Source organism: Arthrospiribacter ruber (assembly GCF_019343195.1).
In the GTDB taxonomy this organism is placed as follows: Bacteria; Bacteroidota; Bacteroidia; order Cytophagales; family Cyclobacteriaceae; genus Arthrospiribacter; species Arthrospiribacter ruber.
In genome coordinates this window covers 108,513-125,744 of sequence record NZ_RPHB01000009.1, presented here as the reverse complement: position 1 = coordinate 125,744, position 17,232 = coordinate 108,513, and the positions used below count along the sequence as shown (strand labels likewise).

General features: G+C 41.8%; 13 protein-coding genes. 5 read left to right on the top strand and 8 right to left on the bottom strand.

Translation table 11 applies throughout. The annotated features are described in order from the left end of the window. Nucleotides 1-169 precede the first annotated feature (169 nt). The 8 genes from EGN73_RS18145 to EGN73_RS18110 all read right to left on the bottom strand — a co-directional run bounded on the left by EGN73_RS18145 (nucleotide 170) and on the right by EGN73_RS18110 (nucleotide 10,550). Nucleotides 170-742: a 50S ribosomal protein L25/general stress protein Ctc gene (locus tag EGN73_RS18145; protein WP_219293023.1), complete on the bottom strand. Its 573-nt coding sequence runs from the start codon at nucleotides 740-742 to the stop codon at nucleotides 170-172. Between the two features lie 41 nt (nucleotides 743-783). Then, nucleotides 784-1,710: a ribose-phosphate pyrophosphokinase gene (locus EGN73_RS18140; protein WP_219293021.1), complete on the bottom strand. Its 927-nt coding sequence runs from the start codon at nucleotides 1,708-1,710 to the stop codon at nucleotides 784-786. Nucleotides 1,711-1,835: 125 nt separating this feature from the next. Next, nucleotides 1,836-2,546: a 2-phosphosulfolactate phosphatase gene (locus EGN73_RS18135; protein WP_219293019.1), complete on the bottom strand. Its 711-nt coding sequence runs from the start codon at nucleotides 2,544-2,546 to the stop codon at nucleotides 1,836-1,838. Nucleotides 2,547-2,735: 189 nt separating this feature from the next. Further along, nucleotides 2,736-3,830, bottom strand: coding sequence for a glycine cleavage system aminomethyltransferase GcvT (gene gcvT, locus EGN73_RS18130; RefSeq protein ID WP_219293017.1), 1,095 nt, complete (start codon nucleotides 3,828-3,830; stop codon nucleotides 2,736-2,738). Between the two features lie 112 nt (nucleotides 3,831-3,942). Then, nucleotides 3,943-5,283: a RagB/SusD family nutrient uptake outer membrane protein gene (locus EGN73_RS18125; RefSeq protein WP_219293015.1), complete on the bottom strand. Its 1,341-nt coding sequence runs from the start codon at nucleotides 5,281-5,283 to the stop codon at nucleotides 3,943-3,945. A 12-nt stretch (nucleotides 5,284-5,295) separates the two neighbouring features. Beyond that, the gene (locus EGN73_RS18120; protein WP_219293013.1) at nucleotides 5,296-8,343 is read right to left on the bottom strand and encodes a SusC/RagA family TonB-linked outer membrane protein; all 3,048 of its coding nucleotides are present in this window, start codon (nucleotides 8,341-8,343) and stop codon (nucleotides 5,296-5,298) included. A 379-nt stretch (nucleotides 8,344-8,722) separates the two neighbouring features. Continuing rightward, a complete protein-coding gene (locus EGN73_RS18115) occupies nucleotides 8,723-9,049 on the bottom strand; it encodes a HesB/IscA family protein (RefSeq protein ID WP_219293011.1) in 327 nt (108 codons plus the stop codon). 151 nt (nucleotides 9,050-9,200) lie between these two features. Continuing rightward, the gene (locus EGN73_RS18110; RefSeq protein ID WP_219293009.1) at nucleotides 9,201-10,550 is read right to left on the bottom strand and encodes a CoA-disulfide reductase; all 1,350 of its coding nucleotides are present in this window, start codon (nucleotides 10,548-10,550) and stop codon (nucleotides 9,201-9,203) included. 149 nt (nucleotides 10,551-10,699) lie between these two features. Here EGN73_RS18110 and mce point away from each other — a divergent pair, with 149 nt between their 5' ends. The 5 genes from mce (at nucleotide 10,700) to EGN73_RS18085 (ending at nucleotide 17,120) form a co-directional block, all read left to right on the top strand. After that, nucleotides 10,700-11,098, top strand: coding sequence for a methylmalonyl-CoA epimerase (gene mce / locus EGN73_RS18105; RefSeq protein ID WP_219293007.1), 399 nt, complete (start codon nucleotides 10,700-10,702; stop codon nucleotides 11,096-11,098). Nucleotides 11,099-11,422: 324 nt separating this feature from the next. Next, nucleotides 11,423-11,995 carry a hypothetical protein gene (locus tag EGN73_RS18100; RefSeq protein WP_219293005.1) on the top strand — a complete coding sequence of 191 codons (573 nt, stop codon included), beginning with the start codon at nucleotides 11,423-11,425 and terminating at the stop codon, nucleotides 11,993-11,995. 231 nt (nucleotides 11,996-12,226) lie between these two features. After that, nucleotides 12,227-13,255 carry a thiamine-phosphate kinase gene (gene thiL / locus EGN73_RS18095; protein WP_219293003.1) on the top strand — a complete coding sequence of 343 codons (1,029 nt, stop codon included), beginning with the start codon at nucleotides 12,227-12,229 and terminating at the stop codon, nucleotides 13,253-13,255. A gap of 95 nt (nucleotides 13,256-13,350) precedes the next feature. Beyond that, nucleotides 13,351-14,031: an ERCC4 domain-containing protein gene (locus EGN73_RS18090; protein ID WP_219293001.1), complete on the top strand. Its 681-nt coding sequence runs from the start codon at nucleotides 13,351-13,353 to the stop codon at nucleotides 14,029-14,031. 143 nt (nucleotides 14,032-14,174) lie between these two features. Further along, a complete protein-coding gene (locus EGN73_RS18085) occupies nucleotides 14,175-17,120 on the top strand; it encodes an FAD-binding and (Fe-S)-binding domain-containing protein (RefSeq protein WP_219292999.1) in 2,946 nt (981 codons plus the stop codon). The last annotated feature ends 112 nt before the right edge of the window (nucleotides 17,121-17,232 follow it).

Below are 17,232 nucleotides of genomic sequence, written 5' to 3'. Positions count from 1 at the left end.
TTTATGCTTTCAGTGTGTATTCATTATACTTTGAGGGTACAAATAAAGACCTGTCAGGTTTTTAAAATCTGACAGGTCTTAAATTGCTGTTTTTTAAAACTTACCCAAAAATAAAAAAATCCTGCTTAACTGGTAAGCAGGATTTTGAGTTTCGGTTATCTGAACCGGCTTATTCAGCTTTTTTACCTCTAAGCGCTCTTGGAATACCGATAGTAACGATAGACACGTTAGGGCTGGTAAGGATCTCAAAGCCTTCAGGCTTCAATTCAGCAACTTTGAAAGATTTTCCAAGATCAAGATTGGAAATGTCAACCGTGATTTTGTCAGGAAGGTTGGAAGCCAAACCTTTAACAGCAAGTTTTCTGGTTTTGATTTCCAATTTACCACCTTTTTGAATACCTGGAGAAGTACCTTTGATTTCCACAGGAATTTCAAATTTAATAGCTCTATCTTCGCTGAAAGCCAAGAAGTCAGCATGTAGCAACACCTCAGATACCGGATGGAACTGAGTGTCTTTCAATACTGCTTTCATTTTTGTGCCTTCAATGTTAAGGTCTACCATGTGCACATCCGGAGTATACACCAAGTCCCTGAAAAGGATAGCTGGAGTGTAGAAATGGATCTGCTCTTCGATAGCAGGACCGTAAACTACGCATGGAACATTGCCTTCTTCACGGATCTGCTTCAAGTCTGCACCGTCGAGATTTGCTCTTTTAAACCCTATAATCTCTAGTGATTTCATAAGTTTTGATTTAAGTATATAATTGAATAAAATTTTTCTAATTAAATAAACAAGGCACTGATAGAAGTATTCCCGGTCACTGCATGGATGGCTTTTGCAAACAAATCCGCTACAGAAAGCACCCTGATTTTGGATGATTGTTGTTTCAGAGGAATGGTATCCGTAATCACCAATTCTGTGAGCACTGAATTTTCAATGTTTTCATAAGCTTTACCCGAAAGTACACCATGCGTTACTATGGCCCTTACCGAGTTGGCTCCTTTGTCCATGATGATTTGGGCTGCTTTGCAGAGCGTGCCTGCTGTATCTACCAAATCATCGACTAAGATGACATCTTTCCCTTCTACATCTCCTATTACCTGCATGGAAGCCACTTCATTTGCTCTTTTTCTGTGCTTGTCACAGACCACCATTTCTACTTCGAAGTGCTTGGCGTAAGATCTTGCTCTTGCTACACCGCCTACATCAGGGGCTGCAAAAATAAGGTTGTCCAAGTCCAGTCTTTCCAAATAGGGCACAAAGATAGCTGATCCATTCAAATGATCCAAGGGAAGATCAAAAAAGCCTTGGATTTGTCCGGCATGCAGGTCGCAGGTCATGATCCTGTCTGCCCCGGCAGAAGTAAGCATGTTGGCAATCAGCTTGGCTGCGATCGACACCCTAGGCCTGTCTTTTCTGTCTTGCCTGGCATAGCCATAGTAGGGGATTACAGCGCATACTTTGTAGGCTGAGGCTCTTTTGGCAGCATCTATCATAAGACAGAGCTCCAATAAATTGTCAGCAGTCGGGTTAGTGGATTGGATCAAAAATACGGTACAGCCTCTTACAGACTCGTTGAAACTTGGGGACATTTCGCCGTCGCTAAACTTTGAAATGGTAAGGTCTCCCAATTTTTTTCCGTAATGTTTGGAGATTTTTTCAGCTAATTCGTGACTGTTTGTTCCGGAGAATAATTTGACCTCGGTCATGATGGTGTGGAAGATTTTGCAGTGAAATGATTGATTTCAGAATGCTTGCAAAGGTAATTAAAATTGGATTCTTTTGGTGCCAATCTCCGATGTTTATGAAATTTAATTCTGTTTTTGGAACACTTCTACTCTGGAATTGAAATTTCATTCCCTTTCATTTTGGCTACAAAATCATACCGGTCTATTTCAAGGCAAAAATCAATATCCCTGTCTATGCCATGGTTTTCAAGCCTTTTGGCATGTGAAGCCTGCCCTAGAAAAAGTTGTAGCCTGTGAGAATTGCCCTCATAGAGGTTTTTCATGGCAATGGTGCTGTCGCACTCTGTAAGAAAATGTGGATGCAGCTTGCTTGCCAAGGCTCCTGCATAAATGGAATCCTCGAGGTTGAATTTTCCTTTCCACCCGGCGCATAGGATCAGGACATCTTTGTCCTGGGTGAGGATTTCGGCAGCTGTGGCAGAAAGGTTCACAAATGCACCGATCAAAATGGAGGATGCTGCTTCTTTGGTTTTTTCGATGGCCACGGTACCATTGGTTGTGGTCATGGCTACTTTTCTTCCTTTATGATTTTCTTCAAGATAGGCCACAGGTGAGTTGCCCATTTCAAAGCCTGCTGCTTTTTTACCGTCTCTTTCACCGGCGATCAGGTATCCCTTTGACTGGAATGACCTGCAGGTGTCGAGGTCCATAACGGGAAGAATACTGCTGACACCACTGTGCAGGGCTGCGATCATGGTGGAGGTAGCACGGAATATATCTACTATTACCACGACCTTGTCCTGGTGGTCATACAAGTGAAGCAATTCGGGGCTTAGGCAAATTTCAACTTTTTTCATGTTTGGGGTGATTTGGATTTTATGGAATCAAGCCTATTCGATTCTGGGGTAATGCCAATGGAGTGACTATAATTTGGCTTTTGATCATTAGACCAACCCGCCCGTAATCTTTTTGGTTTCACTGATTCCTGTCAATAAAAAAATCCCAAGCACATAGCCTGTGCCTGGGATTTTTGGTTTAATATTAAATTATTTTTTGTAAAGGGGAAGTTTTTCAATTTTGGCGGGGATGCTTTTGTTTCTTACAGCGATGAAGATTTCTGTACCTGGAGAAGACAATTCAGTTTTTACATACCCAAGTCCAATTCCGACTCCCATGGAAGGAGACATGGTGCCTGAGGTCACCTCACCGATCTCATTCCCATCTTGGTCGGTGATTTTGTAATGTGCTCTGGGGATGCCTTTTTCCTGAAGGATAAACCCAACGAGTTTTTTATTTACACCTGCTTCTTTTTGTTTTTTTAGGTTTTCTGCATTGATAAAGTCCTTGGTAAATTTGGTGATCCATCCCAATCCTGCTTCCAATGGGGAAGTTTCGTCGTTGATGTCATTTCCATAAAGGCAATAGCCCATTTCCAGTCTCAAGGTGTCTCTGGCCCCAAGTCCTATGGGCTTGATGCCGAAGTCTTTCCCAGCTTCAAAAATGGCTTTCCATACTTTTTCTGCATCTTCATTTTTGACATAGATTTCAAAGCCACCGGCCCCAGTATACCCAGTGCCGGAAATGATGACATCTTTCACCCCTGCAAATTCACCGACTGTAAAATGATAAAATTTCACCCCCGATAGGTTGACAGGAGTAAGAGATTGTACTGCCTCTATGGCTTTTGGTCCCTGAACTGCAAAAAGAGAAATGGTATCTGAGATGTTTTCCAGTTGCGCTCCCATACTATTGTGCTGGTTGATCCAGTTCCAGTCCTTTTCAATATTGGAGGCATTGACTACAAGCATGTATTTTTCATCTTCAAACTTGTACACAATCAGGTCATCTACAATTCCGCCTTTTTCATTGGGAAAGCAGGAGTATTGAGCTTGTCCATTGACCAACTTGGAAGCATCATTTGAAGTGACTTTCTGGATCAGGTCCAGGGCCTTAGGTCCTGTCACCATAAATTCCCCCATGTGTGATACATCAAATACGCCCACAGCCTCACGCACGGTTTTGTGTTCTTCTATATCCGAGCTGTATCGCACAGGCATATTGTAACCTGCAAAAGGAACCATTTTTCCTCCAAGAGCTTCGTGGAGGTCATTTAACTGTATTTTTTTGATCTTTTCTGTCATGTTTGGGATTTATTTTCTTCTGTGGCAAAGGTAATAAAAGCATTCAAACTCCTAGGAAATAAAATCGGCCACTTTACGAATAAAGTAGCCGATCAAAATAAGCGGAAAATACTTAAAGTGTTTCGTATCCAGGATTTTGTACCAAAATACCATCAGATACCTGTAACTCATCCCTTGGAATTGGCCATACTTTTCTGAAAGAAGGCATGTCCAATACTGAACCGATTCTGTCAAACCTGACTAAGTCAAAAAATCTATGTCCTTCATAATTTAACTCAACCCGCCTCTCCTGAAGCAATGCATCAATGTAATCGCCCATGCTTGAAAAACTATTAATAGGGCTTAGACCAGCTCTCTCACGGATTACATTTAAGTCATCAGTGCCTGCATTAGGGTTTTCACTGACCATTACTGCTGCTTCGGACCTGATCAAATATAATTCAGCAAGTCTGAAAACCTTCGCATTGTTGGAGTTGGTAGGGTCAGGATACTTGTCAGATCTGAATGAATTTCTACTGAATGTGAATAGTTCCGCTCTTTCATCTCCGTCTTCAAATGCATCCAGAAGACTTGGATCTACATTGTACTCATCTCTTCTTATGATATAAGTATTGAAAGAACTTTGGTCCTGGTCATTATACTCTACGTCAAATATGGACTCTGAAGTAGGTTCTGTTGCTTGATAGATATCAAAAACAGATGATAGCAAAGAGAAAGGTCCTTCTGTGATAACCCTGTCAGCATCTTCAATGGCAGCGGAATAGTTTTCTCTATAAAGATTAATCCTGGCCCTTAGACTTAGTGCTGCCCAGAAATTCAACCTGCCCCGATCATTAAATCCCTCTAAAAGCTCAATGCCTGTGTTGAGGTCATCTAGGATTTGATTGTAGGTTTCGGCTACTGAACTCCTACCTATTTCCGGAATCAAACTGAAATCATTATTTTCAATAGGTTCCAAAATCAAGGGAATACCAAATGCTGATCCAGCAATGAAAAACTCCCCATAAATCCTCAATAAATCAAAGTAGGCAAGAGCCCGGATGGCATGCGCCTCTCCTAATACTCTGTTTCGGTTATTGAATAAAGGATCTTCAATTTCCGGAACTTCAGTAATCAATAGATTGGCCATATTGATGACTCTATAAATATTTGGCCAGGCTTGCGTGACCCAAAGATTTGTGAAAGGAACAGCTCTTTGGTCAATTTCTAATTGAGAATCAAAAAAGCCCTGGTACCTTGCATTATCAGCAATGAGATCAATGTTCAGTACATATTCCATTCCGTAATAATTGATGTTTTGCATCTGAGAGTAAGCTCCCAAAAGAATGGCATTTGCCGAGGATCCATCAACCAAAGCGGCTGTTGCGTCCAGGGAAGTAAGCGGTTCAGGCTCTAATATATCGCATGATGCAACTGTAAAGAGAGCTAAAATGATGATATATAATTTTTTCATGATTTCTGAAGATTAAAGGCCAATATTAAATCCTAATGAGATGCTCCTGGTCTGTGGAAATGTTCCAAAATCAGAACCGGCCACCCTTGGATCTCTTGCATTTTGACTTACTTCTGGATCAAATCCAGTATACCTTGTGAATGTCAAGAGGTTCTGTGCCTGAGCAAATAGTCTTAAACTCCTCAAACCTATTCTGTCTATCACTGCGGGATTAAAGTTATATCCCAAAGTCAGCATTCTTAGTCGCAGAAAAGAACCGTCTTCCAGCCATCTGGAAGAATATTCTCTCCAATTCCTGTTTGTAAGGGATGCTCTCGGGATATCGGTTACATCACCGGGATTCATCCATCTATTGTCAGCAAGCCTGTGATTGTTTCCATCTGGCAGAGGGAATCCTGTACCGATTCTGCTCCAGCCAAGATTTTCATAAGATGCACGGGAGTGGTTGAAAATTTGATTCCCAACTGTAAACTGGAAGAAGACATTCAGATCAAATCCTTTATACCTGAAATTATTGTCCCAGCCTCCAAAGAAATCCGGTTGTGCATTACCTACTATTCTTCTATCAGCGGAGTTGATAGCTCCGTCTTCATTGAGATCTACCCATCTCATATCACCTGTTTCAGGATCTACGCCTTCATGATCAATTAGGAAAAATGTTCCTATGGGATGACCTACAGCAAGGATATGGGAATCATTCAAGATCTGTTCGTCCACCTCTAATGCCAATACCTTATTCCGGATCCAGGAAATATTAAATGCGGAACTCCATTCAAAAGGCCCAGTCAAAATCGCTCCTCTTATGGCTAATTCCAATCCTCTGTTTTCAACACTTCCTATATTTTCCGTAACAAACTTAAAACCTGAAATTCCTGGAATAAGTCTGTTTAACAAAAGGTCATCTGTAGTCTTAACAAAAGCATCAGCGGTAAGAGTGATTCTATCATTGAGTACACCAAAATCCAAACCGACATTCAACTGCCGGGTACTTTCCCAAGTTAGGTTAGAGTTGGTCAATTGTGTAGGGACTAAAGTAGGTGCTAGTCTATAGGCGCTTACTCCATAAAGCCCTCTAGAAGCGAAATTTCCAATTCCATCTTGGTTTCCAACTACACCATAAGATGCTCTCAATTTCAGATCAGACACCACATTTTGGTCTTTCATGAAAGATTCCTCACTGATTCGATAAGCTAATGATCCAGAAGGAAAAACTCCAAAACGGAAGTTTTCACCAAACCTTGAAGATCCATCTGCCCTTACGGTAAACGTTGCCAATAATTTATCTGCATAGTTGTAATTACCCCTGAAAAAATATGAGGCAATACCCCAGTTGGTACCTGAAGTGGAAGCTGCGGTAACCCTTGCAGCAACTGATAGTTTTGTGAACTGATCACTTGGGAAACCTTGAGCAGAAATAGAGGAAAAGTCCCTTTGCGATGCCTGGTATGATGTTCCAAGTACCCCATTTATGGAGTGTAGGCCATCTCCGAAACTATTGGTATAGGATAAGTAGTTTTCTGCAATCCAAGTGAAATCTTGCGTGTTGCCATAATTTCCAAATCCGTTGAAATTTCCGTTGACCGATTCTCTGGAAATGATAGGGGTATACGCTTCATCCTCCAAATAAGTATAGTCAATCCCCATAGTCGATCGCAAAGTAAGTCCTTTAGCAAGAGTGGCTTCGGCATAAGTGTTAGCCAATGCCCTCACAGTGCGGGTAAACCTATAGTAATTCTCCGCTATCAAAACAGGGTTGTCCAGCATCCACCACCCAAAGTAGTCAAAAGGATCTGCATAAGAACCGTCGTCTTCTCTGACCGGCATCAATGGGTCTCCTGCTAGGGAATTGATTACTACACCGTAAAGGGAGTTGTCATTGATAGTTCTGTCCTGAATTGTCCTGTTTAAAGTCATACTGGTACCTACTTTGAGCCACTTTTTGGCTTGAGTATCAAGGTTAAGTCTTGCAGAAATTCTTTCGAAACCTGTTCCTATTTGTACACCATCTTGATTAAAGTAAGCCAAACTTGTATAGTATTGGGTTTTGTCGGTTCCACCAGAAACTGCGATATCATAACTTTGAATAGGTGCATCTCTAAAAATTTCCTGAAACCACCTCGTGTTTTGAAGATCTGGATCATTTGGGTCAAATCCCCAAATATCAGATACATAGTTTTCCGGATAATTTGTCCCAAGTGCTCTATTATCCTGCCTGGCAGCATCATTCATCAAGTTTAGAAACTCCTGAGAGCTATGCATCTCAATTTCATTGGTTATTCTTTGAAAACCATAAAAACCATTGATGTCAATCTTAGCATCCCCGGACTTTCCTCTTTTAGTGGTGATCAATACCACACCATTTGCTCCTCTTGAACCATAAATGGCAGCGGCTGATGCGTCTTTGAGGATTTCTATTGATTCTATATCGGCAGGGTTGATGTCAGCTAAGGAATTTGTTGCCTGGCCTCCTGAAAAGAGTCCAGATAGATCCTCCGAAATGATAGGAATTCCATCAATTACATATAGAGGTTGGCTGCTGGCAGAAAGAGAAGTGTTTCCTCTAATTTGCATGGAAATCCCAGCGCCAGGTGTGCCGGAAGGAGACTGTACAAATACTCCAGCTGCTCTTCCCTGTAGTGCTCCATCTAAGGATGCTACTGGCATCCTGTTGATATCCTCTCCGCTTACACTTCCCACTGATCCTGTTAGGTCTCTTCTGGATTGTGTGCCATATCCAACTACCACAATTTCCCCCAAAGTTTTGGAGTCAAGCTGAAGGACCACATCCACCGTAGACCTATTTCCGATAGCCAATTCCTGTGTGTCAAATCCAATGTAGGAGAAGACCAGCACCTGATTGGCATCACCCTGGATGGTATATCTGCCATCTAGGTCTGTCACTGTTCCGGTAGTCGTACCTTTAATTCTGACATTGACACCAGGTAAAGGCAAATCATCCTCCGCGGAGATTACAGTACCGGTCACCGTTTGATTCTGGGCTATTGAATTGTTTCCCACAAGAAACAAAACTAGCGCACTGATTAGTAATTTTTTCATCATAAACGATAAGGTTAAAATTGGAAATAATAGACTAAAAAGGTTATTATGGGGTAGGAAATTACTAAATAATTTCTATTGTTTATTGTAGAATTTCAAATTAATCAAATATTTATTGTTCGAAAAATGTAATAAAAATGTAAGTTTTTATATTATAGCAATATTTTATTTTAATTTATTTTTAATAGATTTCAACTTGGTTTTTTGTAGAAAAGAGAGAAAAGTAAAAATATAAAAAGTACCATAGCAAACGATTGAAATGAACTGAAAAATGCGTTTTTAGGCTTTGGTGAAAATTGATTTCCCTAAATTCAACAGGGGCACAAAAAAAGGAATCCGGACTTTTTAGCCCGGATTCCTTTTTGTACAATTCTAATAATTCCTAAATAGAGAAACTTTCTCCACATCCACAGGTTCTGGACGCATTTGGATTGACAAATTGGAATCCTTTGCCGTTCAGGCCATCTGTAAATTCCAAAGTTGTCCCCGCCAGATACAAGAGGCTCTTCCGGTCTACAATGATTTTAACACCTTTGTCTTCAAATACATGATCGGTCTCCGAAGTGTTTGCATCAAATCCTAAGTCATACATCAGACCGGAGCATCCTCCACCTTTTACCGAAACCCGTATGTTCTCACCTTCATTTCGGCCCTCTTCTTTTTTTAGCTCTAGAATCCTGTCTTTGGCCTTTTCTGAAACGATTATCATATATCTTCTTATTTATCTTTCTACTTTCAAACAGAATCAAAACACCCTGCTCAAAAAAATGATTCAACAACAAAGTTAAATCTGTTGCAATAAAGTAACAAATGTGAAGCGAATTTCCAAAAAACAGTTTTGACCAATATAGGCCATTCCTCTAAATCAGCCTTCTGGCAGCAATCTGAACGGGATCCCACACGGTAGAAAGTGGAGGAACATATGCCAGATCCATCATAGCCAGGTCAAAGGCTGTCATTTTGCCCATGATTGCTGATGCAATTACATCAATTCGCTTGCCGCTGCCTTTATTGCCTATAATCTGTCCTCCAATGATATGCCTGGATTTTTTATCAATTATTAATTTGACTTTGATATCGCCGCTATCAGGGTAGTAGCCTGCAAAATTACTGCTTTTTATGGTGGCCGTTTCATACGGAATATCCGCTTCCTTGGCCTCCCTTTCCGAAAGGCCTGTTCTGGCTATTTCCAAATCCTGAAATTTGGTAATGGCAGTTCCCAGGACTCCCCGAAATTCCATTTCTTCCCCAGCCATATTGCTGCCTGCTACCAAACCATGTTTGTTGGCAATGGTGCCCAAAGCGATAAATTGGTGTACTTCTTTCAACAAATGGTAGGAAGAAGCACAGTCTCCTGCTGCCCAGATGTTTGGATGGGAAGTCTCCATTTTGGAATTGATCTGTATGGCTGCCGTGTCGCACAGCTTGATGCCTGACAGCTGGGCCAACTGACTGTTAGGGCTGACACCCATACCCAAAATGACCAGATCAGTAGCGTAGCTGCTTTTATCTGTTTTGATTTTATTCACATATCCATCGGAATCTGCTTCAATAGTTGTGAGGTTTTCATCAAGTTTGAGGCGGACTCCTGCCTCTGTCATCTTGCTACAAATGTCTTCGGACATGTCTGTATCCAAAGTTTTCATGATGTATTCATTTCGGTCAAACAGCGTCACTTCCATATCCAGTTCCAATAGGGCTTCTGCCATCTCCACCCCTAGATATCCTCCTCCGATGATGCTTGCTTTTTGAGGTTTGTTTTTTTCTATAAATTCAAATACATCAATCCCACTCTGCAAGGTGGAAAGGCAAAATACCCCCTTGGAATCCACCTCGGGAAGGTCGGGCTTGTGGGGATTGGCACCTGTAGCGATCAAAAGCTTGTCATAAGTGTCCCATTGGGATTTGTTGGTTTTCAGATTTTTGACCAGCACTTTCTGTTTGCCCGGGTCAATCTGTATCACTTCATGGAAAACCTTGGCCTGTATATCGTATTCTTCTGCGAAGGTTTTGGGGTCTCTGGCAATCAGCTTTTCAGAGGAGTCAACTTTGCCGGAAATAAAATATGGCATCCCACAAGCAGAGTAGGAGGTGTGAGGGCTTCTTTCGTATACTGTAATTTTCCAGTTTTTGTGAACCCTGCGGATTTTGGAAGCTGCGCTCATTCCTGCCGCATCACCTCCGATTATGATAACCTTACAATCTGGCATAGTTGGATTTTATTTTAAAATCTGAATTTACTTCTTTATTCATTATTCCATGGTTAAAACCCCATCTCTTTTAGGTGGAGTTTTGGGAATGCATCTGAAATTCCATCTTTTAAGTATTTAGTGTATATTTGATCAGTAAGTAAAAAAATATGAGAAAAATAGAGCATCTTGGTATAGCTGTGGCGGATCTTGAAAAGTCCAATGCGCTTTTTAAAAAACTTTTGGGGTCAGCGCATTATAAAGAAGAAACTGTGGAGGGAGAAGGAGTGAAGACTTCTTTTTTTCAAATAGGGGAAACTAAAATTGAGCTTTTGGAAGCTACAAGGGAAGACAGTCCTATCGCGAAATTTATTTCAAAAAAGTCAGAGGGAATCCACCACATTGCTTTTGATGTGCAGGACATTTATGCAGAGGTAGAACGTCTAAAGAATGAGGGATTTGAAATTCTGAACGAAACGCCGAAAGAGGGGGCGGACAACAAACTGGTGGTGTTTCTCCATCCTAGGTCAACCAATGGAGTTTTGGTGGAATTGTGTCAGGAGAGATAGATTATTGGGTTGTGGTTTTTGATTTATAATGGATGCTCTGATGATTTTAATTTTAGTTGAAATAATGTTGAAACTGGAGCTTTAGCGGAAGTCCCGAGAGTGAAGCGATTCGGGATATACTTGAAATAGATATTGGTGGATATTGGATATTAGTAGATATTGAAATATGTGTTCGTGAAATCGGAGTGAAACGAAGATCCCGAGAGCAAAGTGATTTGAGGTAAGGTAAAATATGTAGGTGATTTATCAAAAAAGGGTGAATGAAAATGGTACCAGGGGCATCCTAAGAAGGTACTTTCGAAGAATCTGCAAGAAAAATATTATATGAAAAAAGCCATTTTTATGATTGTCGTTTTCATTGTTTGTGCTGGATCGGGTTATGGACAAGATAGGGAAAAGGCAAGGTTTGGTATTCAGGGATCTTTTGGTAAGCCCTATTATATTCCTTCTTATGCAGACGGGGCGCCAAGTTATGAGGGAAGGTATTTTTTTGATATTGGCTTGCTTTACATGAAATCTATTTCCGAAAAATGGGAATTCGAGACAGGATTGGTTTATTCGAATAATCAATTTCTTGTGACACCCTCAGATCCATTTGGACAACCTATAAGACCGAATAATTTGGGTATGAATTATTGGTTAGTTCCGGCTAATTTCAGGCTTTGGACTCCTCATAGGTTCTTTTTACAAGCAGGGCCCAATTTGGTGCATTCTGCTAATGAATCCTTTGGATTTTTCCGTTTGGGCTTTTCTTTGGGTGTGGGCAAAGAATTCAATTTGAGTGATAAGCATTCCCTTATGATTGCCCCAACAATAAATGCCAATCCGTTTTTCCCGACCAATTGGGATGGAATGACCCAATTGGGAATAAAGACCGTTTTTGTATTTGCACCTTAATTTTGAAAAATATGATCGCTGAAATGATGAAAACTTTGAATCTTGCTTCTGTTTTATTGTTTTTTTGATAACCTTTTTTGCCTTTTTGATCTCTAAACAGCAGGCCCAAGGCCTTTTCGATTAATAAGCTTACTTTTGTGAATTCAAATTGATGGCAGCTCAATTTTAATCCCAAGCGAGAATACTGTCTTTCGGGGCAGGATGCTGTCAATGCACTAAAAGAGAATAAATATGTCTGAAAAAAGAACTGAAATAAGTGAGATCGGAGAGTTTGGTTTAATTGACCGCCTTCATCAAAAAATCAAAATCCAACATGAGTCTTCTTTAAAAGGAATTGGTGATGATGCAGCGGTGATTGATGCGGGAGATCATGTCAAAGTGGTGACTACCGATCTTCTGCTGGAAGGGGTGCACTTTGATCTTTCTTATGCACCCTTGCCGCACGTAGGATTCAAGGCGGTGGCAGTCAATGTGTCCGATGTGGCAGCGATGAATGCCATAGCCAAGCAGATTACAGTAAGTATAGCCATTACGAACAGGTTTTCAGTAGAAGCTGTGGAAGCTTTGTACGCCGGGATCAATGCAGCTTGTGAGCACTTTGGAGTGGATTTGGTGGGGGGCGATACTACTTCCTCCAGGTCGGGTCTTGTAATATCTGTTACGGCTATCGGAGAAGCCCAAAAAGAGCAGCTTAGCTACAGGTCCGGGGCCAAAGAAAACGACATCATCTGTGTCACAGGTGACTTGGGAGGAGCCTTTGTGGGATTACAGGTGTTGGAAAGGGAGAAGCAGGTGTTTTTGGCCAATCCAAATATGCAGCCTGAGCTTGAAAAATACCAGATTGTGACTGCAAGGCAGCTTAGGCCGGATGCCAGAATGGACATTGTCCACGAGCTCCGTGAGTTGGGAGTGGTTCCTAACAGTATGATGGATATTTCAGACGGACTGGCCTCTGAGCTTTTTCATATCTGTAAAGCTTCCGGGGTAGGGGTAACCATTTATGAAGACAAGTTGCCAATAGACAAGCAGACTTTTGATACTGCTGTAGAGCTCAATATGGATCCCATTACCTGTGTGCTCAATGGAGGGGAAGATTATGAGCTGATCTTTACTATCAGTCAGGAAGATTACAAAAAATTGGAAAAACATCCGGATATACACTTTATCGGATATGTGAACAAAGAAGCCGACGGGAAGCATTTGGTGACCAAATCAGGAACCGCTGTAGCCCTGAAGGCTCAGGGTTGGAAACATTTCTAAGATATATTTAAAATAGAGAGAGCAAGAGCAGCTCTCTCTATTTTGAAAATAATTGCTGTTGTGTATTTTTATTTCGTAACAGTTTTCTTAACAATATGGGAGATTTTTTAAAGGGTTCTAAATTCTATCCTTTACAGATTGTAATAGATGACAGGGAGCCACAGGCCATTGTTGATCAGATTCTGGATTTTAAAAATATTATAGTAAGGAAGGAGCGTTTGCCCATTGGAGACTATCTTTTGGATTCAGATTTATTGGTTGAAAGAAAATCGGTTCCAGACTTTTGTGCTTCTGTCAAGGATGGCAGGCTTTTCAAACAAGTAGCCAAGTTGGCCAATTCAAAAGTCAGGCCCTGTTTGATTTTGGAAGGAAAGGAAAAGGAGTTTAGAGAAACCGGCTTTAAGAAAAAAGCAATTCAAGGGATGATTATTTCCATTTCTTTGGTCTTTAAAATTCCGATAGTAAGGTCCAAATCCCCAAAGCAGACCATTTCAATAATGCTCCAAAGCTATCGGCAACTTACTAAGGACAGATTGGAAGATTTCAGATTTTTCCCAAGGCTGAAACCGAAATTCAGGAAATCTGATGCTTACTTTAAACAGAAGGTGCATATCCTTGAGGGCTTTCCAGGAATAGGAGCCGATAAAGCAGAACAGTTGCTTCGTCATTTTGGTAGCCTTCAAAATGTTTTTGTTTCACCTGAATCAGAATTGGTTAAGGTAGAAGGTATTGGGAAAACTATTGCTGCCCAAATGAGAAAGGTGTTAGGAGATTGATTATTTTGATAAACTTTCTTTAAGAATGGTGGAACTCTTGTTTTGGGCCTAGTTGATACCGGATCTAAATATTAAGTGTACAAACATGAGTTTTCTTATCGATACACGATGCACCCAAAGCTTCTATTCCTTATTTTTGGGACATGACTTTGACCAAACCTAACCTATTGCCTGCCTTGGAATCTCTGAAACAAAAACTGGCAGGAGACCTGAAGTTCGATTCACTTACCAAAACACTTTATGCCACAGATGCCTCTGTGTACAGAGAAATGCCTTTGGCGGTAGCTTTTCCTAAAAATGAAGATGATCTTAGGGAACTGATTGTTTTTGCCAAGGCTCATAAAACATCATTGATTCCTAGGACAGCAGGGACTTCCCTGGCAGGTCAATGTGTAGGTAACGGAATTGTAGTGGATGTTTCAAAATACTTTACCTCCATCCTCGAATTCAATCAGGAGGAGAAGTGGGTCAGGGTACAGCCAGGTGTGGTCAGAGACGAACTCAACAGGTTTCTAAAACCACACGGACTTTTTTTTAGTCCCATTACTTCCACTGCCAATAGGGCCATGATAGGCGGTATGGTGGGCAACAATTCTTCCGGGACTACCTCCATTGTGTATGGTACCACTAGAGATAAAGTGCAGGAGCTTAAGACCTTACTTTCCGATGGAAGTACCGCATTATTTGGAGCGCTCGATAAGGAACAGTTTGATCAAAAATGCCAGGCTGACAGTCTTGAAGGAGAAATTTACAGACAGATCAAATTAGAATTGTCCGATCCTGTCGCCCAAAAAAGCATAGAGGAGAATTTTCCCAAAAAAAGCATCCATAGAAGAAATACTGGCTATGCGGTGGATGCCTTGCTGGACTCTGAGATTTTCCAAGAAGAAGGCGAACCTTTTAATTTCTGCAAATTGCTTACCGGTTCTGAGGGTACATTGGCTTTTACTACTGAAATTAAAATAGCTTTAGACCCACTTCCGGATCCTTTGGAAGTAGTGGTTGCCGCCCATTTTGACTCCATTCATCAGAGTATGCTGGCTGCACAGGTGGCCATGAAACACCCGGCTACTGCCGTGGAGCTAATGGACAAGATCATCTTGGACTGTACCAAAGAAAGTATAGAATACAGCAAAAACCGGTATTTTGTGGAAGGTGACCCTATGGCCTTGTTGATGGTGGAGTTTACAGGGAAAAGTGAAGAAGAAGCACGGTCTAAAGCTTCCAAGCTGGTTGAGGACCTCCAAAAAGCTGGTTTGGGCTATGCATATCCCGTGATAGGCCCTGACAAGACCAAGTCTGCCTGGGCCCTTCGTTCTGCGGGCCTTGGCCTGTTGGCCAATATCCCGGGAGACAGAAAAGCAGTAGCCTGTATAGAAGATACCGCAGTGGATATCGAAGACCTTGCGGCCTATATTGATGAGTTTGACAAAATGATGGAGGCCTATGGGCAGGAACCTGTCCACTATGCCCATGCAGGGGCGGGAGAGATTCACCTGAGGCCGATTTTGGACCTTAAGAAAAAAACAGATCAGGAGGAATTTTACCGCATATCCTTGGATGTAGCCAAATTGGTGAAAAAATACAATGGATCCCTGTCAGGAGAGCATGGGGATGGCAGGGTACGGGCTCCTTTCATCCCAATGATGGTAGGTGAAGACAATTACCAACTGTTCCGAAGAATCAAATACACCTGGGATCCGGACAATATCTTTAATCCTGGCAAAATTGTAGATACAGCACCCATGAATACCTTTTTAAGGTATGAACCCGATATGCATACTCCTGAGCAGGAAACTTTGATGGATTTTGGACATGTCGGCGGATTTTTGAGAATGGCAGAGAAGTGCAATGGCTCGGGAGATTGTAGAAAGCTGCCTGCTTCCGGAGGAACCATGTGTCCTAGCTATCAGGCTACCAGAAATGAAAAGGATACCACAAGGGGCAGGGCCAATACTCTGAGGGAGTTTTTGACCATGGACAAGAAGCCTAATCCATTTGACCATCCCGAAATCAAAGAAGCTTTGGATCTCTGCCTTTCCTGTAAAGGTTGCACGGCTGAATGTCCTTCCAATGTGGATATGGCATCCCTAAAAGCGGAATTTTTATACCAATACCAGCAGCAGAACGGTGTACCGCTGCGTTCGAAAGCCTTTGCCTATATCAACGATCTCAATGGTCTGGCGGGAATTCTTCCAGGGCTAAGCAACTTTGTGTTAAAAAATGGATTGACCGGGAACTTGGTCAAGAATGTATTGGGAGTAGCGCCAAAAAGGGAACTCCCGGCCATTCAGAAGGTGACATTAAGGAAGTGGTTTAGAGAAAATTACGCCCTTCTTCCTGTTCCAGAAAAGATTGTCAAAACCATTTACCTTTTTGTGGATGAGTTTACCAATTACAACGATCCCCATATTGGAATAGCAGCAGTAAAGTTGCTTAGAAAGCTTGGGTATGAGATCATGATCACTCAGCATCAGGAAAGTGGGAGGTCGGCGCTATCAAAAGGACTTTTGGAAAAAGCGAGAAAGCATGCTGATGCCAATGTGAAGCTGTTTGATGGCCTGATAGATGGAAATACACCCTTGGTGGGTATTGAGCCTTCAGCAATCCTTGGCTTCAGAGATGAATATCCGAAATTGGTTTCCAAGCCGTTGGTAGAAGCTGCCAAGAAATTAAAGTTTCACACTTTGTTGATTGATGAGTTTATCGGAAGGGAAATCGCGGCAGGCAACATTACAAGCAGTCAGTTTACACAAGAATCCAAAAGCATCAAACTCCATGGCCACTGCCATCAGAAAGCCTTGTCTTCCTTGACCTGGACGCAGAAGATGCTTACCCTTCCGGCCAATTATAAAGTGGAAACCATACCATCCGGCTGCTGTGGGATGGCGGGTTCTTTTGGGTATGAAAAAGAACACTATGAAGTGAGCATGCAAATAGGAGAAATGGTATTGTTCCCCGCTGTACGTACGGCAGACAGTGAGGTCGAGATTGCAGCACCTGGCACTTCATGTAGGCATCAGATTGCGGATGGTACTGGCAGAAAATCCAAGCATCCAGTGGAAATTTTATGGGAAGCGGTGAGGTAGAAGCGAGAGACGAGAAGCGAGAGGTGAGATGCGAGAGACGAGAAGCGAGAGACGAGAAGTAAGAAGGGAGAAGCGAGAAACAAGAGACAAGAAGCAAGAATCAAGAAGGGTT